The following is a 25,864-nucleotide window of genomic DNA, read 5'->3' on the forward strand; positions in this document are numbered from 1 at the left end:
AATTACCATGCAATTCTCCGCACTTGGGCTCAAAGCTAAGTATGATTCCGATGAAGAAAGCATACTTGAATGTGTGCATGTCCCAATACTTACCCATGCAAATCGTTACGATAGAGCTGTAGGTTATTTCTCATCAGATGTATTAGTTTCTGCAGCGCAAGGGCTTGATAAATTTATACAAGCCGAAGGGAGAATGCGCCTCATCATTGGGGATCCTTTATCCGACGCTGAGTATGAAGCGGTGATGAATGGGATATCAACTCCATGTAAAGCTAGGTCGCTGCAATTCGCTGACCTATTGCTTGAAAGTGAAGATAATAACCTGAAACTGTTAACTTATATGGTAGCGACAGGTAAGCTTGATATTAAGTTTGCATTCACCCATCAAGGAATGTTTCACAAAAAAGTCGGTATTTTCTATCAACAAGAAGAGGTGGTTGTCTTCAGTGGTTCTGCAAATGAAACCCTTGCTGGGCTGTCTAAGTATAACTCTGAGGAAATATCACTGTTTTTTAGTTGGCGAGAATCTTTTGAGGATTATGGTCAGGTAGAAGTCGATAATTTTAATTCACTCTGGAGTAATACGAAGAAACGAGCAAGAGTTTTATCTATTGATTCCGAAGCTTATGAAAAAATTCAAGCTGGTGTAGATATTGAAGCGTTAGGCAAAGAGTTGTTTCCAGCACCTCCCCGAATCAAACTTAATAAACCTTTCTTTTCATATAGTTTCTCTAAATCAGAACAACAACCAACCAAGTTAGATATTGAAGTTAAAGTTCCTCGGAAGCCTCTGGTTGTAAAAGGGAGAGCTTTTGAGCTGTTTCCCCATCAAATCGAAGCGATAGATAACTGGCGCAAAGCTGATTTCAATGGTTTGTTTAAATTGGCAACGGGCTCAGGCAAGACATTCACATCTATCTCGGCATTGGTAGAGTTGTATGAGGAACGTCATAAAAATGGTGAATCAACTTTTGCTATTATTAGTGTTCCTTATATTGAATTGGCGAATCAATGGGTTAAGGAGCTAGCTCCTTTCAACGTAGTCCCCGTGCAATGCTACGACGGATCTGATAAATGGGCTGCTGTATTGGATAAAAAGCTACTACGTTTTCGTACTGGAACATTAGATTTTATTTGTGTAATTGCTGTTAATAAAACTCTCTCATCGGAATTGTTTCAGTCCAAGATTTCCAAAGTGTCACCTGAAAATATGCTATTAATCGGAGATGAATGTCATCATCTAGGTAGCCAAGGCTATTTTGATGCTTTACCTCCAGCTCGTTATCGCATTGGATTATCCGCAACCCCTTTTCGCACCGATGATGATGAAGTGGAAGGTTCACCGTTTCCTGATACTGTAAGGCAGAACCTACTTTCATACTTTAAAGGTATCATCAGCGAATATTCTTTAAGTGATGCGATTAAAGACGGAATACTGGCACCTTATAGGTATGACTTGGTTCCAGTTTACCTCGACGAGGAAGAACAAGCTTCTTACGAAGATTATTCAGCAAAGATTCAGAAATTAATTTTGAGAGCCAAATCTGGAAAACTCTCAAATGATGAACAGTCAATGCTGACCAATATGTGTGGTGCAAGAGCGAGGATATTGGCTACTAGCTCTGGTAAACTGCCGGCATTGTTGTCATATCTGAAAGCTAATTCTGAACTGTCTTTAACCCATTCTTTAATCTATGTTGGTGAAGGTTCTGCGCCAGGTGAAAATACCCCATACATCACAAAGGTTACGAACCGTCTGCATGATTATGGTTGTAAGGTATCAAAGTTTACCTCGCAAGAAACGTCGTCAGAGCGGCGTAAGATTATGGATAGCTTTAAAGATAAAAGCATTGACTCTTTGGTTGCGATGAAAGTTCTTGATGAAGGGATCGATGTTCCTGTATGTCAAAGTGCATTTATCTTAGCTAGTACGCGCAACCCTAGGCAATATGTTCAGAGGAGAGGGCGCGTATTAAGAAAATCAGCAGGAAAGAAAGAAGCCTTGATTGTGGACTTTGTCGTCCTTCCATTACCTGGTGTAGTAAATAATTTCAGCCAAAATTTACGACGTGCAGAGTTGGAAAGAATTGATGACTTCAAATTAACGGCGATTAACCCAGAAGACATTGAGAACAGAATCATTGAATTAGGAATCTATTAATGGACCTTAATGCATTTAAAGCTTTATTAAAGGAAGTTGATAAAGACACACAGATAGCTCATCAGGATTACTCAAAAAAGTCCGCAGTTCATAAAGCAGCATTGCAGGTGATGCAATTTGAGAAAGAGCTATATTATGGGGATATTGCACAAACACGTCATATCCAGAAGATCAAAGAGATTATTGAAGTTAATGCGGAAGACATCGTAAATGAAACTAATAAAGCTTGAGATCAGCAACTTTCGTCAATTCTATGGGAAGCAATCAATAGATTTTTCTGTAGATCCAGCTTGTGGCGTTACACTAATTCATGGTGAAAATAACGGCGGAAAAACAGCGCTGCTCAACGCATTGCGTTGGTGTCTCTATGAAGAGACCACGGATAACTTACTCGATCCTAAAAACCTTTTAAACAAACATGCAGCCGCACAAGGCACTAAGACCTTTATGGTTAGTGTTCAACTTGAACATGAGAATCGTTTACTTGAAGTTAAAAGAGTCCAGACAAAAAATAGCTCAAGTAGTGCCCTACATGTTTATGAGATTGAAGATGGTTGCTATGCCGAAAGAGCTGAAGACAACCCGAACACCCTAATTAATACTTTCTTGCCTAAAGAGATGTCGCAATACTTTTTCTATCAAGGTGAAGGTACTGGCACTTTAAGTAGTCAAAATGATTTTTCTCATATCAAAGAGGCTATAGAGAAAGTATTAGGTTTAACTGTCGCTAAAACAACATTGAGGCACTTGAGCACCGTAAAGACAAGTTATCAAAAAGACCTCAAACAGTATGATACAAACAACCAAATCGAGACTCTGTTATCAAACAAAGAAAACTTGGTTTCAGGTTTAGACCGAGATAAAGCACTGTTAGAAAAAAAACAGAATGAGTTAGATAGTGCAGATAAAGAGTACGAAGCTCAGGTTGGAAAGCTTCATCGTTTCGATAAGACTGCAATTGAAGATAAACTCAAGCTTCGTCAACAGAAGTCACATTTACTGGTTGGCTACGAACAAGAGTATAAACGATTATTATCTAGTAAAAATACAAATACACCGAGCTGGGCGTTAAGTACATATAGTCAAAGGCTTGCTTCTGTTGACCTTGCTTCCATCAACACTGAAGAGCTAAATAAGTCACTGCGTTATACCGTAGACAAGCGATTACTGCGCGAGATTATGGACAATACCGAATGCATCTGCGGTTCGCATGTTGAAAAAGGTAGCGCAGCAGAACAACTTTTAGAAGAGCTCGGAAAACATGCTGTTGATCCAGATCTTAAGCATCGTTGGAGATTAGCTGTCAAGTTACAAGAAACGTTGAGTAATCAGTTATTGCCCAAAGTTGCAATGGAGAAGTTATTAGCTGATATCGATGACCGTGAAGATGGAATCCAAGAACTAGAACGTAGTATCAAAGACTTAAGTCACACAATTGTAGAGTCTGATATTCATGATATTAAGGTTATCGAAAAAGCCAAAGATTCGGCTAAATTAAAGCGAGATCAATTGAGCCGTGAAGTACCACGACTAGCAGACCAAGTCCGCAAAAAACAGATTGATATTAAAGATATTGATAACCAAGTCGACAGTTTGTCGTTGACTCAACCCAAAGCTCAAAAAGTCCGTAACTTAATTCACGCAACAGACAGCGTTATTGATCTATATGAAGAAGCTATTGAGTCCTCACAACAAGGAGTTGACCAAATTCTATTGAATAAAATGCAGTCTTTGTTTAGCCAGGTAGCATTTAACGGATATACGATAAAAAAGGATACGAGTACTAAAGTTGGAAACTTTACTTGGGCTATTGTGGATAAAGAAGGAAAGCGTGTTGCTGCGGGGAATGGTTATCAAGCTATGCTCTCTATTTCGTTTATTGTTGCGCTAATTGAATTCTCTAAGGATCGTGCTAACAACAAGCAGCACCTTTTGACCCCAGGAACCATAGCTCCATTTATTGCAGACTCAATTCTCGCATTTATTGGTCCAGATAATGGTCGTGAGCTTGTGCGTTATATTGCTGAGAAAGTAGATCAATCAATCTTTATGTTTTCACAAGCTCAGTGGACTGAATCACATACTGACAAGGGTATTCGTCACAAGATAGGTAAGGAATATAATCTCGTTCAACATACTGTGCTAACTGAGGCAGAATTTAAAGGCCAGTATCCGACCCACCTTACCGTGCAGGGTAAAGATTACGATGTCGTGCGTTTTGGCAGTGATTTTGACAAAGTAACTATTGAGGAGATTCCAACTCATGGCTGAAATGATTGATTGGCGCAAGCTAGCGGTGCGTCGGGATGCCCGTTTTGAATCCTTGGAAGAGAGATTCTGCTCGACGAAAGGGGCTAAAAGTGATGCACGAGTCTTCAATACAGTAAAAGAACTGATGGTATTCGCTGCATTGATTGGTTATCAATTGGATGACTATCAACCACTGGAATCTAAAGTCAATACCACGCCGATCTTATTAGACACGTATGCAACGACAGGGCATGACGCTTATATATATCTTATCGCTCTTGCAAAAGAGCCATCGCTGGATACGCTAAAAGATGAGCACTTAAAGGGTGCTATCGGCATTTTTGAGGGATATTGTAATAGTGGTTTAAAATATATCGATAGCTGGATCATGAATAATATTGGTGAGCCATTAGTCGCTAACATATTATTCAACCAAACATTAGAGTACTTGATTGAAAATGAATAACTATTTCGATTATGCTGCATCAACTCCTGTATCTTCGATTGTTTTAGAAGCTATGGTACCTTGGCAAATTGAAAGTTTTGCTAACCCGTCTGCAAGCCATATGGAAGCTGAAAAAGCATCGAATGCAATACAACAGGCACGTGAATTAATCGCAGATAAACTTGGAGCTATGCCCAGTGAGATTATTTTTACCAGCGGTGCTAGTGAATCAAACAATCTCGCGATAAAAGGTATTGCTTTCAATAATCTCCAGGGAAAAGGTCATTTGATTACTTCTTCGATTGAGCACAAATGTATCCTAAATACATGTGCTTATTTAGAAGAATTAGGTTTTGAAGTGACTTATTTGCAGCCTAATACGGATGGCGTTATTTTATCTAAGCAAGTAGAGAATGCGATCAGACCTAACACTCTACTTATTTCAATTCATCATGTTAATAATGAGCTTGGAACTATCCAACCGGTTACAGATATTGGTGAGGTTGCGTTTGAACATGGTATCCCTTTTCATACTGATGCTGCACAAAGCTTCTGTAAGTTAGATATTGATGTAGACGACATGAATATCGATATGCTCTCTTTGTCAGGGCATAAAGTTTATGGCCCTAAAGGTATTGGTGTACTTTACGTACGAGATGCTCGTAACTCTGAGCTTGTACCATTAATTCATGGTGGCGGGCAGGAACTTGGCCTTCGAGGTGGGACATCTCCGACTCCTTTAATAGTCGGATTGGGTGTGGCTGTTGAGCATTTCCCTTCAGAAGCTTCCGCTCAACAGGCTGAGTTCGAAAAGATAGTAAACGAGTACAATTGTAGTCGAAACGGTGGCGATAACGCTTTATCTACTACTTGGAACGTCACGTTTGAAAATGATGATGAAGTGAAACGGTTTACAAAAGAACAAGATTGGCTCATATCTCAAGGCTCAGCGTGTAATGCTATGTCTAACACTCCATCTCATGTTCTAAGTGCTATAGGTTTGTCTGAGGAGGAAGCTCGTCGTACATATCGTATTAGCCTACCTCCTTATAAGGTCTAGTTAACCAGTAGCTTTTAAACTAAAGTTAGCGACTTGCTTTTGGTTTTTCTGTAGTAAAACATCGTATTCATTTCGATATAAGATAACTTCCTTATCCCAATCCATATCCACGAGCTTCGCCAATCGTTTGTCGAAGCTCTGTTGTTTCTTGTAGTTCTCGTGCTCGGTTGGCATGTAAAGGTGCTTATTAAGCAGTGGCGGCCTACGATCTTCATTAACGTAGTCGAAGAAGTCGATGTCTTGTTCTGCCATCTTTATTTTTATGCGCTCTACTAAGAAAGGCACCGATTTTTCAAAGTCATCATAGGCGGTGAGGGTGAGTTTTCCGGATGTGACATGAATTTTAATTAGGTCTATTTCTTCATCCAGTTCGCCATACATTTGCAACCCTGCACCAACGTAGACTCGCAGCAATAATGGCAAATCACCAATAAAGTCTCGATGCAGAATCAGTGAATGTCCTTCGTTGAGTAGGCTTGCTGGTAACTGGTTATGTGCTTTCTGGCACTGCTGCTGGATTAAGTCGGTGTCTGCAATCGCGAACAGTAATTCTGCAGCCAGGTTGATCGCGGTTTTGTAATCATCAAACAAGGCTTTGATGTCGCGCTTTAGCGGCTCTGGTTGCTGCGTATAGGGTTTTCTTTTCTCAAACAGTCCCATAGTAAAATAGAGGAGAAGATCTTCTTTTCGGCTCTTTTCTGCTTGTTCAAACTCTTTGGTATCAAACATCTCTTGCAGTAAGTTAAAGGTTTTTCTGTGTGAGCCTATTAACTCTCGAATTTTGTCAGATTGTTCAAATTCATCATTGGCAGGAATACGGCCTAGCTCTAAGCAGGTGTTCCAAAAGTCATTAAACAAGTCTTGATGTTGGGTAATAAGCAGTTTGGCTTTGTCTTTGGCTTCAATTGGCTCTGGTGATGTCAGTTGCTGCCATTTATGGTGGCGTTTGTATTTACTCTGCAGGTACTGTTGCTCTTCCAATTTGTCTTTGAAGATATAGAAAATACCAGGCGCGACGGTAATGGCGTCTTCTTGTAGGCTTCTCTCTATGTACGCTTTGATCTCTGATTGCGCATAGTATTTTTGGAAGGTGTTACGAGAGGTGATGACCCCATCCTTATAAGGCTTGAACTGAGCAATGTAGTTTTCGTTGGCCAGCATGACAGAAACCACCAGAAATTTATCGGCTAGCTCCCATGCGCCTAGTAGGGCATCGAGTCTTTCATCTTGATCTTCTATTACGTTAAGAACAAACCCTATGTTTACGATATCAGAATTGGATTTGTCGTTGTCGGGTTGAAAGTTCGGATCCCAACCTAGAGCGTCGAGGCCATGTGCTTCGAGCTCTCTTAAATCGTCTCCGCGGCCACAGCCATAATCGAAAATTGAGTGCTCGCCTTTTAAGTAACCATGTTTAACGAGAGTCTTCATTGGTGCGGAGAGTTCATGACGCACGATGGCCGTTCTGTGCCTATCAATCCCAGCCTCTTCTTGCGTTGTCACAGAGGAGCATCGGAATAGTCGACCATCGACAAGCTCGTAACCATGGCGTGCTATTAGGTTTTCCCAAGAACGTTTAAAACCAATCAAACGGCTGTTTTCGTATAGTCCTGCATTCTCGCCTTCTTGTGTGAGTGAAACGAAGTGTTCGTAATATTCACTTGTTGGCAAAACCATGGTTTCTTTTCGATGTAAGATCGGCGGGTTTTCAGATTCGCGATAGCCTGTAATTTTGTGGCTTAGTTTAGAGAGATCGACATTGAGGCTTTGTTCTAATGCGGGATAGGAGTCAGTATAAAAATCAGGGTAATGAAGAAGAGATAAACGGAACTCTTTTTTAAACAGCTTAACGAGGTTCCAGTCTTCTTCATTTAAGTTAACGGCTTTTGCGACGGCAGGAATGAACTGTGTTAACACTTTAGGTAATGCACTGAATGCGTCTTTATGAAGATAAATGGCATCGGGAAGTTGTTTTCCAACTTTTATTTGAGAGGTAAGTTCAGCAAATAGCTCTTCGTTCATTCCTAATCCTTAGGTGTTTTTGAAGATTATAAATCATCAAACAATGCCTGTGTGGCGCTGCCTTTTGCACTTTTTGTGTTTACGCGAAGCCCATCACTTCGGCGTTGTCGGATAAGGGCGTATTTTGAATTATCTGCCCCAACGCTAATATGCAGCGGTTTATCTTTGCCATAAAAATAGAGGCGGTCGAATTCTAAATGTGTACAGATAAATCGAGCGACCTCATCCATACGTTGCTCATACCCTTCAACATAAATATCACATGCAGCCCCATTGCGCTTACAGATACGGCTATCCCGGGAGTTGAGTTCCATAGAGGCATGTTGGTCAATATCGGGCGCCATATCTCCAGGGCTATTTTTCAATATCCACCTTAAAAGAGGATGGCTTGTATAACCATAGGTCACCGTTACCTCTCCTAGTGAGCGTTCGATAGGTTGTAAAATTTGAACCGTTAAACACTGAAGCTCAGTGGCAGAAAGTTTATTAACCTTGTTGTCTCCTAAGTAATTAGGGTGCCTAGACTTATGCCAATCAATAAGCTTGTGGTCCATATTCAGTCCTTAGGGTTCTTGCTTCCTACTATATTTAACGGACGACGATAGCAAAATCAATGCAATTCGGGGGCTATGTATGTTGTTTATTCTCGCTTTACTCTGCATTTTCTTATTGGGATATCTAGCCCAAACCACAGGCCTTTGTATGGTGAGAGGAGTAAAAGAGGCGATAAAAGGCTCACCAATGTTCATCGTCGCGATTGTTTTTAGTGGTTCATTGGCTTGGGTCTCTATGGCTCTTGGCTCTGTCGTAGAAGGGCGGCTTTTATCCACCGCTTTTTGGCCGAGTCTGTTTTCTCTGTTTGGTGGTTTTCTGTTTGGTATTGGAGCAGCAATTAATAGTGGTTGCGGGGTATCTACCGTAAGCCGTTTAGCTCGTGGTGAAGTTGTGATGCTGGCGACCATATTAGGGTGGTTCGTTGCTTGGTTGTTATTTGCTCCCGTTTTACCTAACGAGTTAAAGGGAGATAAGTTGGTATTGTCTGATTTTTCTCGCTATGCATTTCTTGGAAGCATTTCGCTCATTATTGTGGTGAGTTGCTATTTCATGAATGCGGTAAATCGTAAGTTATGGTTATCAATGCTGGGAATTGGCTTAACGGCAGGTTTTGTATTCCTTTATGAACCACACTGGACGCCAAGTGGGTTGTTGAAATCTATGGGGATTTCTCTTTGGCACGGTAAAGCTGAAGATTGGCCAAGCAGCGAGCGTTTTATCTTGATGATCTCTCTGCTAGTTGGAATGGTCAGCGCCGCGTTATTTACTGGGTCGTTTTCACTGAGGTTAAGCCCTATACGTCGATTGGGTAAACATTTGGTTGCTGGTGTGCTTATGGGGCTTGGTGCTGTGATGGCTGGTGGAGGGAACGATACTCAGCTGTTAGTGGCGATGCCTGTACTTTCTCTGGCGGGTGTTTTTTCTGTGTTAAGTATCATTGTTGGCATATATACCGGAGTTAAGTTGATTCAAAGCCGATAGTTAGCGACAGTACGAGCTAGTGTAAGTTTGTAATTTGAGAACATAATGAAATACATCGGAATTGATGGCTGCAAGGCGGGTTGGCTCGCTTGGATTATCTCTGACAGTGAGGTCCCTGAGTTTAAGGTGGTAAGTACGCTCGATGAGTTGGTTGATGATCTTACGGGAGCAACAACGTTAATCGATATGCCTATTGGCTTTAGCGATTCGCTTACTCCAGATAGATTATGCGATAAAGCAGCAAGACGTTTTCTCACCAGCAAGCGTGGCTCTTCCGTGTTTCCTGTTCCGTGTCGAGAGGCGGTTTACCAAACCGATTACGTTGCGGCGTGTGATGCCAATGTGGAGCAGCTTGATAAGAAGTTTTCTAAACAGACTTGGGGAATTGTGCCCAAGATCCGTGAGCTTGATGAGCTCATTGAAACTCATCCCAATCTTTCTATCAGGGAATCACATCCTGAGGTGGTGTTTGCAGCTTTGAAAGGTGAACCGCTGACGTTTTCAAAACGAACTCAAGAAGGCAAAGAGGAACGGCTTTCTGTTATTCAGCAACTCGCCCCTCAATGGTGTGAAGGCTTGTCCTTGGCCATTTCAAATACCAAGCGTAAAGACGTCGCGATAGACGATATCTATGATGCTTTTGTACTTATGTTGGTTGCTTATTACGCTCCGCAATTATCAACCTTACCAGAGCCTTCTGATGTTGGTGGAGAAGCGGATGTCGACCACAACGGACGAGTTCGAGAGATTGTTTATTGGAACAAAACGCGCTAAGAAAGCGTGCGCTCCACTTGGCTTAATATGTTACTTTCTAACTTATGCGATTTTCCAACATCTGCTACTTTTCACTCTTACTATTTTTGAGTCTTTGATATGAAACGTTTTATTCTCGGCTGGCTGGCCATTGTGCTCAGTGCTGCGAGTTATGCCCAAGTTGCCCCTATATCTCAATGGCAATGCGACATGATGAAAAAGAACAATGTCTTGAGTAGTGGTGCGCCCGTTGGTTGTGAGCGATTATCCAAAGTGGACTTCGATTTCATTAATTTCAAAGGGGAAACGCAACAGGGCAATATGATCGTGCTTGATGTGGTTGCGCCTGCTGTTGAACAAATCTTTTCAGAGCTTAAACAGCGCAATTTTCCTCTTCATTCTGCTCGCCTTATGCGTGAATTCAGAGGTGACGATAACGCCTCAATGGACGCGAACAACAGTAGTGCGTTTAACGCTCGTCCTATTACAGGCGGAGGAGGTTGGTCGAAGCATGCCTATGGTGTAGCGATAGACATCAATCCAGTTCAAAACCCTTTCTTAGAGTTCGATAGCAACGGAAAAATCACGGTAAAGCCTTCACAATCTGCGACAAGCTATGTGAACCGTACTCGCTTTCGTGCGCGTAATGAAATAGAACGCCGCGGCATGGCTGAAGATGTGGTGGAGCTGTTTGCCCATCACGGATTTATGATCTGGGGAGGGGATTGGAATAGCCCAATCGATACTCAGCATTTTGAGGTCGGCTCAAGAAAGTTTGTTAACCAACTGCTCTCTAAACCACAACCTGAAGCCGAGGTGTTATTTGAGCGCTACGTCGAATCTTATCGACAGTGCTATCTCAAAAATAAAGGTGAGGACGCAGAAAAAGCTCGAGCTGTCTGCGCAAAGAAAACAGTCGGGACTTTTTAGTGCTATGTTTATCTAGAACCGTTTGTGTTTTAGCAAGTTAAACTCGCTTCAGGTGTGTTTTGAATCGCTAAGGTCAGCGCTCGTTGTTGGCCTTTTTTGTATTCATTTCTTCAATAGAACACTGAGCATTGAAAAGGTTATTGGGTATCCATTAGTCAATAATCGATAAGCGAATGCAGCGCAGAGTCATCGGTTTGTCATTGAAAAACTCATAGCGTTAACGTTATGTGAGAACCATTGCTGGTGGGGGAACTCTTCGCTGAAACGCCAGTATTATTAGTGAACTGATCACAACGGACCAACTAATGAAAAAGATACCTTTGGCTCTAACTCTTTTAAGCACTCTACTTTTTTCACAATACACTTTGGCTACTGATACTTCACCTACCACTCAAAATCCCACTTACGAACTCGATGGTAAGTCGGTATTAGGTCGCACTGAGAACGTGTACTTATCTAGCGTTCAAGGGCTAAAAGACGTTCCTTTCATTGGTAAAATTGATACCGGTGCGGAAACCACTTCTATGCATGCTGAAGATATTCATGTGAAGAGCTCTAATCCCGATTACCAAAACCTCAAAGATAAAGAGTTGATGGCGGCGTTAACCGAAGACCTGTTGAACAATTCTGATGTTGATTACGATGATTGGGATGGCAGCACCTTTGCGAAATATGAGGCTGTGGTGTCTTTTAAGGTCCAAAACCCACGTACGGGAGATATGGTATTAATCGAAGCGCCTTTAGAGCGTGTCAGCATGATACGCAGCCGCACTAGCAGCACGCCTTTACTTCGTCCTACCGTGAAAATGTCGCTTACCATTGCAGACCAAGAGCTAAAAACAGACGTTAACCTGACCGACAGAAGCCACTTCTCTGCACCAGTATTGATTGGCAAAACCTTCCTTGCAGATAACGCACTGGTGTTTGCGGGCTATGACTACTTGCAAGAGCAAGAGAACGCAACGGTGGTTGGCCGTAAAGAAGTGGTTTCTATCTCTGGAATGGCGATGAATGCGACCTTCTCTTTAAAGAATCGCTACAGCATTTTGCATGCAAAAGACATCGACATAGACAAAAAGAACAAAGAAGTGACGTTTGATATGTTCGACAACGACGGCAAGCAAAAAGAGATGACATTGCCGTTGGTTCGTATGTTAAGCGTGAGCGGTAAGAAGAGACCTTTGGTGTATGTGCCTGTTCAACTCGATGAAAACACAACTAAAGACGTTCTAGTATACCTACGTGAGCGCTCAAGTAGTGAGTCGCAGTTGAGATTTGGAACCAACACCGCCAGCGAACTCTTCATGATTGACACCAGTGCTGAGAATATTTTATCAGAAGGTTCAGAGAACTTTAGTGATGTGGCTGAGTCTGGTGAGCCTATGATTATCTCGCCGGAAGAGGATATCACCCTAGATGACTTCCCGCTTAAGGCTGTGGCTTCTTTCACTGTCAATACGCCTTTGCTGAAGGTCGACAGTTTTGAAATGACAGGTAAAGGCAAAGATGCTTCCGTTGAATTTTATCTTACCGATGTAAATGGTGAGAAGCAGAAGGTGACCAAGCCAATTATTAAGAAGCTTAAAGTCGGGGATGATACTCGTCCGGTTGTAAGTGGTGAGTTTGCGGTGTCTGGAAAAGTGCGTACGCAAGAGTTTGCCATCGATGTGCTCAATACGAATGAGAAAGAAGCGTACTTTATTTTAGGCAAGAAGATGGCCAAAGAAGGCGTTTACGTTAATACGCGTTCTGATTACCTTCTGAAAGCTGAGCCACTGTTTAAAGTAGGGCACATTGAAGTCGTTGAAGTGAACGGCATGAAGTTCCCGGCCAAGCTCGACACTGGTGCGGATGTAAGTTCAATGAACGCAGTCAACATCAAACGATTTAAGAAAGACGGCCAAGACATGGTGAGCTTTACCTATCAAAACAACCAAGGCGATAAGCAAGATTTCACCAAGCCAGTGATTGATGTAATGCGCATTAAAGCCAAGAAAGGCGAGAAGGTGAACATTCGCCCTGTCGTTGAAATGAAGGTTAAGTTAGGTGACCTAGAGAAAGAGGTGAGGGTAAACCTTCAAGACCGATCTCGCTTCGAATACAGCATGATCCTAGGTAAGAACTTCCTGAAACATGGTGCGGTAGTGAGTAGTGATGAAGATTACTTGTTAGGTGATATGGAGTAACCCCTAAACTTATCTAAGCTCGTATCAGAACAGATCTAAACAGCCACACATTTCAGTAATGGGATGTGTGGCTTTTTGTTGCGTGTCTGTTTTTTGATATTGATGTTTTGGTAGGTAGGTGTTTGTTATAAATGATTTTATCTACTAATTCATAAGGTTCAGACAAACAAAAAGGGCCAACTCTTTCGAGTTGGCCCTTTCCAAACGTTTGGTGGGCTGGCGTAATCTGAATTTGTCATTTAACGTTATGATTTTTATATTTAAGTGGCGTTTTAAAAAATGATTTTGGGTAACAGGTTGGGTAAGTAGTTGGTAGAAAAGCAAAAAACGCTATCGTACATTATTGGATAATGATCAATTATGAAGCTTACGATTCTGTGTTCAGTTCCCCAATCCGAAATTTAATAGTCAGTTCAGGCCCTCTTATTGAATGTTAATTATTTTTATTATTGTTCGTAATTATTTTGCTGGTGGTCTTCTTGGGGGAATTAAAGGGATTGCCATTCTTTTTGTGGTGTTATCCATCCAAAACAATTTCACATATATATCACTCTAGGGAATATCCAATCTAATTTATTCAAAGGAGAATAAAATGGAGTCCCCAGTAAATAACATCATCCCTGTATTCGTAGAGGTGACTGCTTTCTGGGAAAAAGGGCATCCACGTAATCTGGCAGTTGGCTGCTAAAAGCTCTATGGCTCGAACAAAAAGTGGAAACAGAAGTATGGTACCACAAGCGGTCATTATCGGAGACCGCGATGTATCGCGTAAACGACTACTCGGAGCTTCACTCACGCTTCGGAATTACAACGCACAAGTAGGTAAGGCTTACGCCATGAGCAAAGCACTCAACAAGCTAACCGGGATAGGTATGCCCGAAACTCAGTATGTTGTTTAAAACGCGAGCTATTTAGCTAGCGTTCGCTCTTTAGCTGAATTCGGCAACAAAGCCAATTTCACTTAGTTAATAAAATAAAAATAATAACAGGATCTGAAAATAACTCATTGTAATATGATGATATTTTTATAATTCCTGAATGATTTTTATTATAGAAATATCGCAAATAATAATATAATTAAATTTTAAAAAAAACAACGAAAAATACAATGCAAAAAAAAATCATCACATATGAAGATCACTTTATAATGATGCTATGGGAAAGGCACTTAACATCAAATAAATCACCATCTGAGAATATTGAATTAGAATTAAATAACTTATCCATGGAACTGATATCTTTAAGAAAAATTAATCAGCAAAGATTTTTAAGTCTGACTGAAAAATCATTATTAAAAAACATTAATCTTATGACAACCAACTTAACAGTTGGAAAGCAACACTTAATCTCGATTAAAAAAATAAAAAAACTTTTAAATTCAAAAAAACAGAACGGCTTTGTTTCCTAAATCAGGGAACTAAATCATCAATCCACGATCTGATCAGCTAAGTTCATCCAAATACTTAGACTAATGGCCAAGCCTCGTTATAAAACAACTAACTAGAAGCAATATAACCAAGCTTTAATCAATCGTGGTTCACTGACAGTTTGAATTGATGAAGAAGTAACCCAACACTGGAAGCAGGTCAAACAAGGCAACCGGGGAAGAGCTCGTTTGTTTAGTGACTTAGCGATTACAACAGCTCTTATGGTCAAACGAGTATTTTCAATGCCATGAGAGGTCTACAAGGATTCATTAATTCTGTTTTCAAGCTTGCTCTAGTGCCATTGTTATGCCCTCATTATTCATGCATTAGCAAGCGAGAAAAAACGGCCAACGTCTCGTTCAAGGCGAAGACTAAAGGAACAATCCAGCATTTAGCCATTGATGCGACTGGGCTGAAGGTCTACGGCGAAGGCGAGTGGAAAGTAAAAAAAGCATGGCACTGACGGGAAGCGGTTGATACAGACACACATGAAATCATTGCTGCTGAGCTGACACTATCAGGTGTGACCGATGCGGAAGTACTCCCTAACCTGCTCAAGCAAACACGCCGAACCATCAAGGAAATCTCGGGAGATGGTGCATACGATACAAGAGAGTGCCACAGAGCGATTAGGGTTAAGAAAGCGACACCTTTAATTCCTCCACGTGAAGGTGACTGCTTTCTGGGAAAAAGGGCATCCACGTAATCTGGCAGTTGGCTGCCAAAAGCTCTATGGCTCGAACAAAAAGTGGAAACAGAAGTATGGTTACCACAAGCGGTCATTATCGGAGACCGCGATGTATCGCGTAAACGACTACTCGGAGCTTCACTCACGCTTCGGAATTACAACGCACAAGTAGGTAAGGCTTACGCCATGATCAAAGCACTCAACAAGCTAACCAGGATAGGTATGCCCGAAACTCAGTATGTTGTTTAAAACGCGAGCTATTTAGCTAGCGTTCGCTCTTTAGCTGAATTCGGCAACAAAGCCCACTCCCAATCAAATTTTGGCTAATATCGCGCTGACCTTTACGGGCATTAGAAATTACAGACCTAGAAACTGCATCAACGTATAAATATGCAGGTGGAGATAGTTATTAAACCGTTGCGCAATGAAAAGAAGTGGGAATTTCTTTCCACTTCTTCTTAGCTTCCACTCGCTCAGTTGGTACCGATAAATCAGGGAGGATATTCAAGACAAGTTATTGGTTGGTCTATGGGTACTTTCTATCTGATCGTGATTACATTCGCCACGGTTGGCAAGTGAGGAAAGTTTTCTTAGGAAGCAAGGGGAAAGCTCATCATGTTCCATTCGGTGAGTGGGCTATTACGGGATAGGCATAATAGAAAGTAGCCCTACGGCTACTTTCTTTTTTTGTTAAATCAGGCATTCGGGCAAGGGTTTGTCAGTATTTTTGCTAAATTAGCAAATATGGATAACCACTAATATGAAAAGTCGCTTAACTTAATATCAAGTATTGATGGTGCAGAGCCGATAATTGTTACCTTCAACTCGATGCTAGAGATGGCGTCAATAGCAAATTTATTAAAGCCCTATCCGGCATTGTCCACCGTTTCTACAATTTCAACTCTATCAGCGTCAACCATTTGCTTTTTGATTAAAGATATAAAACGTTTGTCATTAATTAGCTTTAAGAACAGATCAATGTTGTTTTCATCAACAATAAACTTTCCGTCACCATCAACATCTATCTGCCACTCATGTTCAGCAATGATGTTTTTCATATCTTCAATAAACTGCTGATCTTCAAAGTAACGAGTTTCTTCAGCAGAGACTAAACGACGTAGCAAGGTTTTGTTTGTACCAATCGCAATTTTTAAATCGTCTACTGAAGTGATGATTCCATTTTCAGCAAGAGCATCAACTAAGACATCTCTCTTTGCCTCAAGGCCGGCACGGATGTTCAAGCCTAGCTCATAATTGGCTTTGTCACGAATGAAGACATCTTGGCCGTATGCAACAAAGTCAAAATAATCACGAAAAGAAAAAGTATTGCGAACTTCTACTTTTTTAAAGTCACCATCTGAAAATGCCCAGCTAGACAACGTTGAAGCTCTTTTTAGATTCCAACCGCCTTTAATCTTCGAAAATGCATAGAATTGATGATCAGTGAGATTAAATTCTACAACCAACGCCCAAGCGTTATGAAACTGCTGAATGTCAGTTACAGGATCATTGTCTGCACCCAAACGTATTTTTCCAATAACACACGAAAAGTCCGTGTCTTCGACTGAGTGAACGAGAGCTCTGTCTTCATCAGTATCTACCGTCAGCGCAGAATAAGCTGATAGTTCTCTAATGGGCTCTATATGATTATCTAAACCCAAAAAGAACTTGCGTAAGGTTGAAACCAAGTCTTCATCTAGACCATTAATAGATGTGCTCAGCGCTCTATAAGAGTGCTGGCCCAAATTGGTACTTTTTTTGATAACCCACAACCGCACATCAAGTGCATCGAAATCAATATTTCGAATGCTATCTAAAACTTGCAACTTATCTTGCATTTAAACACCTTAATTAGAGATTATTCCCATATAGTTATTGAGCTTAACGTAACTTTCGTTATTGTCTGGCAATAGGTCATGCTTAGACAACATGACACACTCCTTCTCATTTCCAGCCTCATTATATTTACAGTCGTATAAGCCATAACCAAGCGCTGCTAAAATTGGATTGATAAAAACACTTTGGCTCCGGACGGATAACAAACACAAAACTGACAAAAACAGAAATAGGGAAAATATGTCTTGCCATTTGCTGAGGTCAAAAGCGACAAAAGAAATCATATATGGAATTGTATAGTTAACTACCTCACTAGACCGACTTTTTGCATTGAGTACCTTAATAGCAAATGGTCGTTTCGTTACATTTTGAAGAACGTATGCAAGAAGAGTTAAACTTAAAAAAGACAAAAGTAATAGTGAAAGTACTATCTCTATATTTTTGAATTCAAACCAGTAAGGAACTTTGATTTTGCTGAAAATCCAAATCGCACTGTCAAAGTTATGCTCAAACCAAACGACTTCTTTTACATCCTTAATCATCATAATGAGGAACAAGGGAGTATAACCACTGATAAATATAGCGATTGAAGACAGCAATCTAGTTTTGCTTTTACGATTCATAGCACCCTCACAATAATAAACGTTATTCTATTTGAGCTAAAAACCATACGCAACTTGTTTAATTAAAGAGTGAGACTCGTGAATATGGCTTTTACTTTTGAAAATATTCCACATGAGGTCTTGATAGGTATGATTAATACAATAATTCGACAGACGACATAAAAAAGTGACGCTAAATGCTGCGCCACTTTCGTATTTTTACGAGTCACCAATTTTAAGCTTTGGCTAAGATTGAGATCGATCTTCATTTAGTTCAGAGCTGTGAAGTGCTTCGAGGACTAAAACAGAAACAGCCCTACTTTCTAACTATCTTTCCCGTCGTATTATCTATCCGATACTTTGAGATGTTACCATCCAAAATATGTTGAATAACTTCCAGCACTGTCGCAAGGGGGGCATTAAACCACTCTTTCGGGTTGTATGTCTGCCCTGTATGACCTTTAAGAGTGATGTTCAACCTTCGATGTCCTAAGAAGCCATGAATCAGCGTTTCTAGTTTATGCGCATCAATGTTGTAGCACTCCGTAGTCATAATTACTCGGACAGGAGCTTCTAAGAAAGTCCTATCTTTTTCTGCATACTTGATACGATCTTCCACAGTGCCGTCCGTAAACCCTACCTTATAAAGGTTAGATTTAAATGGTGTTAGTGCACTATCTGTACTCTTCGTCGCCAATACGTAAACAAGTCCCGTAGGAACAGGAGTTTCATCCGTCTCAAGCTGTGAACCTTCACGTACAACTTTGCAGCCTTGCTCATCTCGGACTAACCCATGTGTTAGTGACTGGAATAACATGTGCATTTCTGTACCGTTATCGAAAATCAAGTGCAATCTGGCGTTGTAGCTACTGTACCCTTCTAGCTTTTCACCAGCAGAGCTGACGTATCCCATAACACCATTGAGGATAAAAGCATCCCCGACGTGCATTTGAAGTTCATGACGAAACCGTTCTAGTGATGCAGCCCCAGATTTTAGCTCTTGCTGAACAGTTTTAAATATAGGTAGGTAACGGTGAAAGTCTGCACACGGTTGTCGTTTTGCGATCTCATCAGGCTGTGATTTTTTCTCAGCGGGTACGTGACGCATCGTAAATAAATCAGGAGCATCAAAGTCTAAAAGATCATCGTCATCATCAAAGATATCATCTAGTGAGGTCACCAATTCTGACTTATCAATTTCGACATAGGAGGGCTGCTCTGCAACGCTATCAGCTTGTTTATCTCCGTGTGCCACTAAATCACTCTGAAGCAAACCATACAAGTCATATTGCGATAGCGCTTCGCATTGTTCAGGGTTAGCCTTGAAGGCCCTCAAACGACGAGCTAAGCGCTTTTCATCAAATGATGTTGAATCACTACTTGGAGCCCGAGCATTCGTTTCATAAAAGATTGAGATTTCTTCAAACTGGCTAGCTAATATATTCCCAGCTGGGGCTTTAACCTTCAGAGGGACAACATCAAGTAGCCCCAAGTCATCCTCTTCTGAAAAGATATCATCCAAGTCGATCTTTTCGACCGCTTTAGAAGCACGTAATCGGATCATTTAATTACCCCTGCTTTGCCATTCGTTGTTGCTTCATTTTTCGAATGTAGGCAAGTACCTCAGCATAGCGCTGTTCTATAGGGTCGGAAGAGTTCAATGACGGCTCACGTTGATGTTCGACTCTGAATGCCTTGATTCGAGGCCAAAGCATCACAGCTTCTTCTTCAGATACGTTCGCTTGGCTCGCTCGTACAGTTTGTTGGATCGTCTTAAGGATATCGGCATCAACAGACTTAGACAGGATCTCATAAGCGCCATGGAAAGGGTTCACGGAATCAATCAGATCAATATTCAAGTTTTCGATGTTAACGAACTTATCACCCATCTTTATGAACTGATTATTCGGTCCCGAGTCACCGCTTTCAGAAGAGTCATTGCCTTTGCCATAAGAGCTTCCATCCTCCGCAATTACCGCATCATCAGGAAGATCTTTACCGTCGATTAAGCCACCTTGCTGTCCGATATAAAGACTCTGTAAAACGCCCGTTCTAACTTGCTCTATTTCATGTTCTTCAAGGTCTGGATACAAGGTTTGAATGACTGATGGAAGCTCAATCTCATTGATGACCTCAGCAGGCGTTGTTTCCGCAATTGCCCCCTTAATCACAGACTCTTTAGCAACAAGAGCCGATAAAATCTCACCTTTATCACCATTAAGGATGTCTAGCACCTTTTGTGAAACAGGTGTGGTAGTGTCATCAACAATAACAGTGTTAGCAGGCAGATCTTTTCCGTCCCATTGAGAGCGAGGTTTGAACTGGATACTTGGAGCTAATATTTGCTCCATTAAAAGCGATGTCGTGATGGCTTTAAGCATGTTGTTCACGGATACCTTAACATCATCATCTTGTGCATCAGGCTGAGCAATAAGGTTCGTAAACTGAGCGTGACTTTTCCCTTCACTGTCACGAGTAGCTCGACCAATGATCTGAACAATCTCCGTCATAGAGCTACGGTAACCTATAGTCAGAACATGTTCACAGTACGGCCAGTCAAAACCTTCTTTTGCCATACCTAACGCGATAATAACGTCCATCTGTTCAGCAGACTCTATATCACGCAAGTAAGCCTGAACCTTAGGACGCATATCGCTATCATCAACTAAGTTGGCAACCAAGAGTGTTCTGCCAGATTGTTTGCACTTCACTTGATAAATACCAGTATCAGGATCTTGCATGATTACATCACCAAGCACCTCAAGAATTGAGTCAACCTCTGTGTATTTATCTTTGGTAGATTCACCAGAGTTCACGTTTGGGATATGAACAATGGTCTTCTTAGTTGGGTCTAGTACCGATGGCAAAGCATTGATATACGTGCCTTGATAAAAGTGATATCCAATACCTAAGGTCTTTAAGTGCTTGTAACCATTAAGCTGTTCGTAATAGGTGTATGTTACCTTGGTAAACAATGCTTCGTCTTCAGGAAGCAAGATAGGAACAGTGTCACCTCTAAAATACGAGCCTGTCATAGCAAGAACATGTGCTGATGATTGCTTCATTAAATCATCGATTAACCCACCCAAACGGCTATTTTCATCAGCTGAAACGTGGTGGAACTCATCGATAGCAACAAGGCAGTTATCAAAATCACTGGCAGATAGCTTACCAAAGACACTCCTAAGCGTTGAATGAGTACAAACTAATGTTTGGTCATCACTTTCCATGAAGCGCTTGAAAGCATTTGCTTTGCCACTTTCGCTACCACTGATACATAAGTTGTTTTCAGGCTTTACTGTCCAGTTTGCAAAGAATCCGAACTTCATCAGGTCAGTGTCTTTGAAAGAGCCACCAATAGACATTTCAGGTACAGCTACAATGACTTTGCGGACGCCTTGATTAATGAGTTTATCCAAACCCAAGAACATTAGAGCTCTTGACTTACCTGACGCAGGCGGAGCTTTGATCAACAAGTATTGACTAGCACGCTCAGCGAACGCACGAGTCTGCATCTCTCGCATGCCCATATCATTATGAGAAGCGCTTTGACCAGTCTGGTTGTAGCGAACCTGTAAGATGTTATTTTTCATTATTCAAACCTTTACCAACTTCGTTTTATTAGCTTTGTATCATTTCTTCATAACGTGCCAAAAGGAAGCTCAATCGTTCTGTGGAGTCTTCAAAAGGCTTATCTCGATATAATTTATCAACAGCTTTGTCTAAATTCTGGTGGGCCTCTAGTAATTGCAAAGGCATCGTTTCAGGGTTATATAAAGTGGCTAATGTAATACCGGGGAAATCTTCTCTAACTAGCAAGATCTCTTGAGCTAGATCCATAATTTCGCTTTTCTTCGCTTCATCAATATTCGGCCAAGGGAATGTATTGTAAACAATTTGGTTTCCATAGCTGTAACGACTTTCTAGACGCATAGAAACTAATCTCATCCAATCGTTATGCATAAGAGAATTTAAGATAGCAAACTCGTAAAGATCACCACCGGGTAGGATAAAGTTCTTATTTGTACTTACAACCTCATGGCTAAAGAAACCAATAGGTACATAAGTTCTTCGTTCAGATGAGACTCCGGGCACTAGAATATAGTTACCGGAGTTCGGTTGGCACACCTGCATAAAAATATGTGGCTTCTTTGCCATTTTAAGAGCAGCTGCATGCCCGGCTTTTATTCGTAGGTCCCTAACGTTATCGACTCTTACTTTTATTAAGGGCATCTCATCAATTTGTTCTTGGGTAGCATCAACAAGCCAAAGACACCAACGTTCTTTCCCATTAATAAACTCGTTAGCACCTAGCAGCTTTCTAATCCACTGTGCAGAGCTAGGCTCTCGCTCAACAAGCTCAGCCTTTTCATTAGAATCCAAGATTAGGTTCCCTCCATCAGTTGGCTTATTGCCAAATAGTAATGGGGGGACTCCTTCGACTAACGGCTTCTTTAGAGCTTTTACAACAGTGTTACGACCTTCAACCAAATAAGGGCTAATATTGGCAACGTTCTTGCGCAACCAACTCTTTTCATGTTGATGATAAAGCGCTCGGTTTTTTTCTTTTGCTGATAAGCCAATGATAACAACGTGGACTCCAGCCTTATCTCTCGCATTATTAGTCCAAGGGAAAGCTGTGTATGCAAAATGAATATTTAATCCCAGATCAAAAATAGGGCTCCAGAGCGTCGCAACCTGCTCACCTTGGCAAATAGAGTTGGTTGCAACCAATGCAAGTTCAGCATTTGAGTGTTGTATGTAATTTGCTCCTTTCCAGAACCAACAAGCAACATAATCAAGGTATCCAAGCGCTTTGAACCCATCGAATACTTTTTGCATATCATCTTTTTGATCTGATGAACGTCCTTTGGTCCCAAGAAAAGGCGGGTTGCCAATTACATAGACTTCATCTGTTTCTTGTTTGGGGCAAACTTCATCCCATTTCAATTGGAGACTATTTCCACCGACAATATTACCTGTTGCTCTCAAAGGTAAAGCTGGCTCAGCAGGGCCAATCTCTTTTTCCCACTGTTTGTTAATTTGATGCTCCGCTAACCACAATGAGAGGCGTGCTATCTCACAGGCAAAATCATCGATTTCAATACCATAAAACTGATCTAAGTGAATGTTGCTAATAAAAAAGCCTTGATCGATTTTCATCAGAGCTTGAATGACTTCAATTTCAAGAAGGCGCAATTCTTTATAAGCAATGATCAGAAAGTTTCCCGAGCCACAAGCAGGGTCAAAGACTTTAATCTCACCGAGTCGAACGAGTAATCGTTTGAGTCCGTTCACACTGTTGCGTTGCTTTTCAAGCTCTGCTCGTAATGGGTCTAAAAACAGAGGTTGAATCACCTTCATGATGTTGCTGTAAGAGGTGTAGTGCTGGCCTAATCGAGCACGCTGATCAACATCAATAACCGCTTGGAACATACTACCGAAGATGTCTGGGTTAATTGCACTCCAATCTTCTAAGCCACACTCAATCAGAATACGACGACCTTTTTTCCCCAGTTCAGGGATAGGCTCATCGGCCTCGAATAACCCACCATTGACGTAAGGGAAGTCAGTCAAGTGTTGCGGTAAGCGTGAGCGTAACTCGCTGCCTTTAGGGCTGTTGAGAATCGAGAATAGATCATGAAGACATTGATCTAAATCGCTGCCATCTTCAGATGTCACACTCTTGATAGCTGAGGTGAATTGCCCCTGCTGTGGGAAAATCCCTGTATCCTCAGCAAACAAACAAAACAGTAAACGGGTCAGGAAGACGTTTAAGGCGTGGATATCTTCTGGAGTATTAAGGTCGTTGTGAACGCGAATAAGGTCAAACAACTTACCCATTTTAACAGCAGCTTTTACATCCGCTGGTTTTTCGCTGTTCAGGATAGCTTTCTCAAGACCAACCAATGGCAAGAAGAAGCTGTAGTTGCGGTGTAAGACTTCAAAGTCGATGTCTAATCGCTCACCAGTTGCCGTATCCCAAGCTAAGACACGCTCAAAGTCAGTAGTTAAAATATAACGAATTTTATTCTTAGATATCATTGGATCCGCAATAAGCTCATCCAATACGGCATCTATGTCTTGCTCAGTACCAGTAGGAAAATAATAAAGCTTATTTTTCAACCCCACATGACCTTCAACCTTGGCTATATTGCGGTTGCCACCTTGGCGTATTTGAGTAATTGTCGCTTTAGGGAAATTGAATGCAGTAAGAAACCCATAGATGAATTCGCTAGGGTCAGATACTTCAACGAGTTGTTCAAGCTGCTCAAATATTTTTGCTTGATTGACGGCCATGAGGATCCTAAATTAGTTTGAAAATCACACAATTGATGAAGGGGAATTATACAGAAAAAACGTTCTTTAATCATTGATATTCATATCAAATGCACAAACCATAATGACAGCCTAAGAATATGAAGACTTTTGATGCCACTTGCATTGCCGAATGTTAATAACGACCTACACAGTTTTAAAAGGGCATAAAGCCAGCAGCTTTCGCTACTAGCTCAATTCATTGTTATGCTCGATTCTCAATCCACTCATCCAATTCATGCTCAACCCATGCGGAGGCTCGCTCTCCAAGCGATACATTGTGTGGAAACTCCCCGTTAGCCATCATTTTGTAGATGGTCGACTTACTTAACTGCACTCTTTCTATCACTTCTTTTAAACGAACTAATCTCATGAAATTCTTCCTCTATGGTTATCACTCATGAGATAGAGTTGAAGTGTAAAAATTTCCTTAACCTGCTATCGGTTGGCTTATTTTTAGGTCGTCCCGTGATTGGTTTCCGCTCCTGTCAGTAACATCAATCATGCTTGTGCTCGTGGCCTCGCGGATGATGGTTGTCTTTTCTTTGACCTTTTTTCTCTCGGCTTTCTCGGCTGCCTTCCTTTCTTTTTTGATTTACTGACAAATGAACCTATCGTGCTTTGAGCGTCAACGTCATGATTCATGGTGATGCTAGCTTGCCTACTTAGTGCGTAGAACAAGCAGCGATGTTGGTAGTCAAAGTCCTCATGGTCTTTGTTGAGTTCAAGCAGAGGTTGAGTAAGAAAGGAACAAAGGTCACTGATGTCGTATTGGCTCGTCTGTGTGGTCGTTGCCCACGTTCGCGTAATGTCTTTCGTCAGTTTTTTTCTGATTTGGTATTCATTTGCTATCGGTTGGTAGGGCGCTGCATCTAAAAACATCGTGAAGCGGTAACAGATATCACCAGAGTCCAAGACTTCCTTTCTCCATATCACGTTAATCTTGTCGTGCTGCCTGTAATGGCAGAAGCGATAAAACCACTGATTAAATAACGTCTTGGCTTGATGGTTGTGCTTTCTGGGTATGCCTAGCCGAAACCGAAATACGTAGCAGTGTCCGAAACGACTTAGTACGCTTCGATAAGCAAAATAGAGTTTTTCTATCAGTGGCAACGAAAGACCGCCATCCACCGTATCGATTTGGTACTCACGGAACCATTCACTCTCAATCACATTATCTTCCATAACGCTTATCCTGCTTTGCTTTCAACTCAGCCATCTTGATTAGCTTCTCATCTCGCTCTTGAATCTTTTCCAGTATCCAATTTTGAATATCTTGATATCGCCAGCCAATGGCTCTTGCACCTAGGGACACGGATTGAGGAAAAGTATCTTCCTCCATAAAGCTGTAGATAGACGCTCTGGAAAGACCGCTGATATGAATCACTTCTTTAAGTCTTATCAAGCGATTCGGATGTCCAGTGTTTGAATGGTTTGGGTTCATGATTATTGCCTTTGTTGGTATCACTCAAACAAAGACGCAGGTCTGTATTTTTTATCTCAACAAGTCTCAGTCGGTCTCATAGTGGATTTGAATTCGATTGAAGAATTTTTCACATACATATCATTCTCTTGAGCATTGCATTTATTGATACAAGGAAAAGATATGGAAACGCTATATACATTTAACGATCCCGTTACAGAGCACCA

General features: G+C 41.3%; 20 protein-coding genes and 2 pseudogenes. 12 read left to right on the top strand and 10 right to left on the bottom strand.

Annotation, left to right across the window (positions count from 1 at the left end; translation table 11 throughout):
- The first annotated feature begins 7 nt into the window (after positions 1 to 7).
- The 5 genes from IQQ51_RS12595 to IQQ51_RS12615 are packed head-to-tail and all read left to right on the top strand — an operon-like array spanning position 8 to position 5,916.
- On the top strand, positions 8 to 2,161 hold the full coding sequence (locus tag IQQ51_RS12595) for a DEAD/DEAH box helicase family protein (RefSeq protein WP_193841249.1): 2,154 nt from the start codon (positions 8 to 10) through the stop codon (positions 2,159 to 2,161).
- Positions 2,161 to 2,391 (top strand): CxC ATPase DNA modification system associated small protein, encoded by a 231-nt coding sequence (locus IQQ51_RS12600; RefSeq protein WP_193841250.1) that lies wholly within the window; start codon positions 2,161 to 2,163, stop codon positions 2,389 to 2,391. Before IQQ51_RS12595 ends, IQQ51_RS12600 begins: the two co-directional genes overlap by 1 nt.
- Positions 2,372 to 4,432, top strand: a complete 2,061-nt coding sequence (locus tag IQQ51_RS12605; protein WP_193841251.1) for an AAA family ATPase — start codon at positions 2,372 to 2,374, stop codon at positions 4,430 to 4,432. The genes IQQ51_RS12600 and IQQ51_RS12605 overlap by 20 nt, the downstream gene beginning before the upstream one ends.
- Positions 4,425 to 4,877 carry a hypothetical protein gene (locus tag IQQ51_RS12610; RefSeq protein ID WP_081230286.1) on the top strand — a complete coding sequence of 151 codons (453 nt, stop codon included), beginning with the start codon at positions 4,425 to 4,427 and terminating at the stop codon, positions 4,875 to 4,877. Before IQQ51_RS12605 ends, IQQ51_RS12610 begins: the two co-directional genes overlap by 8 nt.
- Positions 4,870 to 5,916: a cysteine desulfurase family protein gene (locus IQQ51_RS12615; protein ID WP_193841263.1), complete on the top strand. Its 1,047-nt coding sequence runs from the start codon at positions 4,870 to 4,872 to the stop codon at positions 5,914 to 5,916. Before IQQ51_RS12610 ends, IQQ51_RS12615 begins: the two co-directional genes overlap by 8 nt.
- Here IQQ51_RS12615 and IQQ51_RS12620 read toward each other — a convergent pair whose 3' ends face one another.
- Complete coding sequence (locus tag IQQ51_RS12620) at positions 5,917 to 7,938, bottom strand: DNA phosphorothioation-associated putative methyltransferase (RefSeq protein WP_193841252.1); 2,022 nt, start codon at positions 7,936 to 7,938, stop codon at positions 5,917 to 5,919. It abuts the gene before it with no gap.
- 26 nt (positions 7,939 to 7,964) lie between these two features.
- Positions 7,965 to 8,492, bottom strand: coding sequence for a hypothetical protein (locus IQQ51_RS12625; protein ID WP_050646953.1), 528 nt, complete (start codon positions 8,490 to 8,492; stop codon positions 7,965 to 7,967).
- Positions 8,493 to 8,679: 187 nt separating this feature from the next.
- Between IQQ51_RS12625 and IQQ51_RS12630 the strand changes: the two genes are divergently transcribed.
- The 7 genes and pseudogenes from IQQ51_RS12630 (at position 8,680) to IQQ51_RS12660 (ending at position 15,707) form a co-directional block, all read left to right on the top strand.
- Positions 8,680 to 9,474, top strand: coding sequence for a YeeE/YedE thiosulfate transporter family protein (locus IQQ51_RS12630; protein ID WP_193841264.1), 795 nt, complete (start codon positions 8,680 to 8,682; stop codon positions 9,472 to 9,474).
- Between the two features lie 45 nt (positions 9,475 to 9,519).
- Entirely contained in the window at positions 9,520 to 10,248 is a 729-nt protein-coding gene (locus tag IQQ51_RS12635) for a DUF429 domain-containing protein (RefSeq protein WP_193841253.1), read from the top strand.
- Between the two features lie 99 nt (positions 10,249 to 10,347).
- Positions 10,348 to 11,157 (top strand): M15 family metallopeptidase, encoded by an 810-nt coding sequence (locus IQQ51_RS12640; protein ID WP_193841254.1) that lies wholly within the window; start codon positions 10,348 to 10,350, stop codon positions 11,155 to 11,157.
- 305 nt (positions 11,158 to 11,462) lie between these two features.
- The gene (locus tag IQQ51_RS12645) at positions 11,463 to 13,343 is read left to right on the top strand and encodes an ATP-dependent zinc protease (protein ID WP_193841255.1); all 1,881 of its coding nucleotides are present in this window, start codon (positions 11,463 to 11,465) and stop codon (positions 13,341 to 13,343) included.
- Positions 13,344 to 13,974: 631 nt separating this feature from the next.
- Positions 13,975 to 14,242: pseudogene (locus IQQ51_RS12650) on the top strand (IS5/IS1182 family transposase); the annotation flags it as partial.
- Between the two features lie 209 nt (positions 14,243 to 14,451).
- Positions 14,452 to 14,751 (top strand): hypothetical protein, encoded by a 300-nt coding sequence (locus IQQ51_RS12655; protein WP_193841256.1) that lies wholly within the window; start codon positions 14,452 to 14,454, stop codon positions 14,749 to 14,751.
- A gap of 117 nt (positions 14,752 to 14,868) precedes the next feature.
- Positions 14,869 to 15,707: pseudogene (locus IQQ51_RS12660) on the top strand (IS5 family transposase).
- 617 nt (positions 15,708 to 16,324) lie between these two features.
- Here IQQ51_RS12660 and IQQ51_RS12665 read toward each other — a convergent pair.
- From IQQ51_RS12665 to IQQ51_RS12700, 8 genes are all read right to left on the bottom strand, one after another.
- Positions 16,325 to 17,296 carry a Kiwa anti-phage protein KwaB-like domain-containing protein gene (locus IQQ51_RS12665; RefSeq protein ID WP_193841257.1) on the bottom strand — a complete coding sequence of 324 codons (972 nt, stop codon included), beginning with the start codon at positions 17,294 to 17,296 and terminating at the stop codon, positions 16,325 to 16,327.
- Positions 17,297 to 17,305: 9 nt separating this feature from the next.
- The gene (locus IQQ51_RS12670) at positions 17,306 to 17,917 is read right to left on the bottom strand and encodes a hypothetical protein (protein ID WP_193841258.1); all 612 of its coding nucleotides are present in this window, start codon (positions 17,915 to 17,917) and stop codon (positions 17,306 to 17,308) included.
- Positions 17,918 to 18,212: 295 nt separating this feature from the next.
- Positions 18,213 to 19,460 (bottom strand): GIY-YIG nuclease family protein, encoded by a 1,248-nt coding sequence (locus tag IQQ51_RS12675; protein WP_193841259.1) that lies wholly within the window; start codon positions 19,458 to 19,460, stop codon positions 18,213 to 18,215.
- A 4-nt stretch (positions 19,461 to 19,464) separates the two neighbouring features.
- Positions 19,465 to 21,489, bottom strand: coding sequence for a DEAD/DEAH box helicase (locus tag IQQ51_RS12680; protein ID WP_193841260.1), 2,025 nt, complete (start codon positions 21,487 to 21,489; stop codon positions 19,465 to 19,467).
- A gap of 28 nt (positions 21,490 to 21,517) precedes the next feature.
- Complete coding sequence (locus IQQ51_RS12685) at positions 21,518 to 24,196, bottom strand: class I SAM-dependent DNA methyltransferase (RefSeq protein WP_193841261.1); 2,679 nt, start codon at positions 24,194 to 24,196, stop codon at positions 21,518 to 21,520.
- A gap of 223 nt (positions 24,197 to 24,419) precedes the next feature.
- Positions 24,420 to 24,587, bottom strand: coding sequence for a helix-turn-helix transcriptional regulator (locus tag IQQ51_RS12690; protein WP_017081606.1), 168 nt, complete (start codon positions 24,585 to 24,587; stop codon positions 24,420 to 24,422).
- A gap of 128 nt (positions 24,588 to 24,715) precedes the next feature.
- Positions 24,716 to 25,399, bottom strand: coding sequence for a YagK/YfjJ domain-containing protein (locus tag IQQ51_RS12695; protein WP_193841262.1), 684 nt, complete (start codon positions 25,397 to 25,399; stop codon positions 24,716 to 24,718).
- Positions 25,389 to 25,658 carry an AlpA family transcriptional regulator gene (locus IQQ51_RS12700; protein ID WP_193840521.1) on the bottom strand — a complete coding sequence of 90 codons (270 nt, stop codon included), beginning with the start codon at positions 25,656 to 25,658 and terminating at the stop codon, positions 25,389 to 25,391. Before IQQ51_RS12700 ends, IQQ51_RS12695 begins: the two co-directional genes overlap by 11 nt.
- Positions 25,659 to 25,864 lie beyond the last annotated feature (206 nt).

This window comes from Vibrio sp. OPT18 (genome assembly GCF_015163615.1).
Taxonomy (GTDB): domain Bacteria; phylum Pseudomonadota; class Gammaproteobacteria; order Enterobacterales; family Vibrionaceae; genus Vibrio; species Vibrio coralliirubri.

What these genes read in the sequence shown, in the direction of transcription:
- IQQ51_RS12595 (WP_193841249.1), top strand. Translation starts at nt 8, where the DNA reads ATGCAATTCTCCGCACTTGGGCTCAAAGCTAAGTATGATTCCGATGAA.
- IQQ51_RS12695 (WP_193841262.1), bottom strand. Translation starts at nt 25,399, where the DNA reads ATGGAAGATAATGTGATTGAGAGTGAATGGTTCCGTGAGTACCAAATC.
- IQQ51_RS12665 (WP_193841257.1), bottom strand. Translation starts at nt 17,296, where the DNA reads ATGCAAGATAAGTTGCAAGTTTTAGATAGCATTCGAAATATTGATTTC.
- IQQ51_RS12645 (WP_193841255.1), top strand. Translation starts at nt 11,463, where the DNA reads ATGAAAAAGATACCTTTGGCTCTAACTCTTTTAAGCACTCTACTTTTT.
- IQQ51_RS12670 (WP_193841258.1), bottom strand. Translation starts at nt 17,917, where the DNA reads ATGAATCGTAAAAGCAAAACTAGATTGCTGTCTTCAATCGCTATATTT.
- IQQ51_RS12605 (WP_193841251.1), top strand. Translation starts at nt 2,372, where the DNA reads ATGAAACTAATAAAGCTTGAGATCAGCAACTTTCGTCAATTCTATGGG.
- IQQ51_RS12700 (WP_193840521.1), bottom strand. Translation starts at nt 25,658, where the DNA reads ATGAACCCAAACCATTCAAACACTGGACATCCGAATCGCTTGATAAGA.
- IQQ51_RS12630 (WP_193841264.1), top strand. Translation starts at nt 8,680, where the DNA reads ATGTTCATCGTCGCGATTGTTTTTAGTGGTTCATTGGCTTGGGTCTCT.
- IQQ51_RS12640 (WP_193841254.1), top strand. Translation starts at nt 10,348, where the DNA reads ATGAAACGTTTTATTCTCGGCTGGCTGGCCATTGTGCTCAGTGCTGCG.
- IQQ51_RS12600 (WP_193841250.1), top strand. Translation starts at nt 2,161, where the DNA reads ATGGACCTTAATGCATTTAAAGCTTTATTAAAGGAAGTTGATAAAGAC.
- IQQ51_RS12685 (WP_193841261.1), bottom strand. Translation starts at nt 24,196, where the DNA reads ATGGCCGTCAATCAAGCAAAAATATTTGAGCAGCTTGAACAACTCGTT.
- IQQ51_RS12625 (WP_050646953.1), bottom strand. Translation starts at nt 8,492, where the DNA reads ATGGACCACAAGCTTATTGATTGGCATAAGTCTAGGCACCCTAATTAC.
- IQQ51_RS12680 (WP_193841260.1), bottom strand. Translation starts at nt 21,489, where the DNA reads ATGAAAAATAACATCTTACAGGTTCGCTACAACCAGACTGGTCAAAGC.
- IQQ51_RS12655 (WP_193841256.1), top strand. Translation starts at nt 14,452, where the DNA reads ATGCAAAAAAAAATCATCACATATGAAGATCACTTTATAATGATGCTA.
- IQQ51_RS12690 (WP_017081606.1), bottom strand. Translation starts at nt 24,587, where the DNA reads ATGAGATTAGTTCGTTTAAAAGAAGTGATAGAAAGAGTGCAGTTAAGT.
- IQQ51_RS12675 (WP_193841259.1), bottom strand. Translation starts at nt 19,460, where the DNA reads ATGATCCGATTACGTGCTTCTAAAGCGGTCGAAAAGATCGACTTGGAT.
- IQQ51_RS12635 (WP_193841253.1), top strand. Translation starts at nt 9,520, where the DNA reads ATGAAATACATCGGAATTGATGGCTGCAAGGCGGGTTGGCTCGCTTGG.
- IQQ51_RS12615 (WP_193841263.1), top strand. Translation starts at nt 4,870, where the DNA reads ATGAATAACTATTTCGATTATGCTGCATCAACTCCTGTATCTTCGATT.
- IQQ51_RS12610 (WP_081230286.1), top strand. Translation starts at nt 4,425, where the DNA reads ATGGCTGAAATGATTGATTGGCGCAAGCTAGCGGTGCGTCGGGATGCC.
- IQQ51_RS12620 (WP_193841252.1), bottom strand. Translation starts at nt 7,938, where the DNA reads ATGAACGAAGAGCTATTTGCTGAACTTACCTCTCAAATAAAAGTTGGA.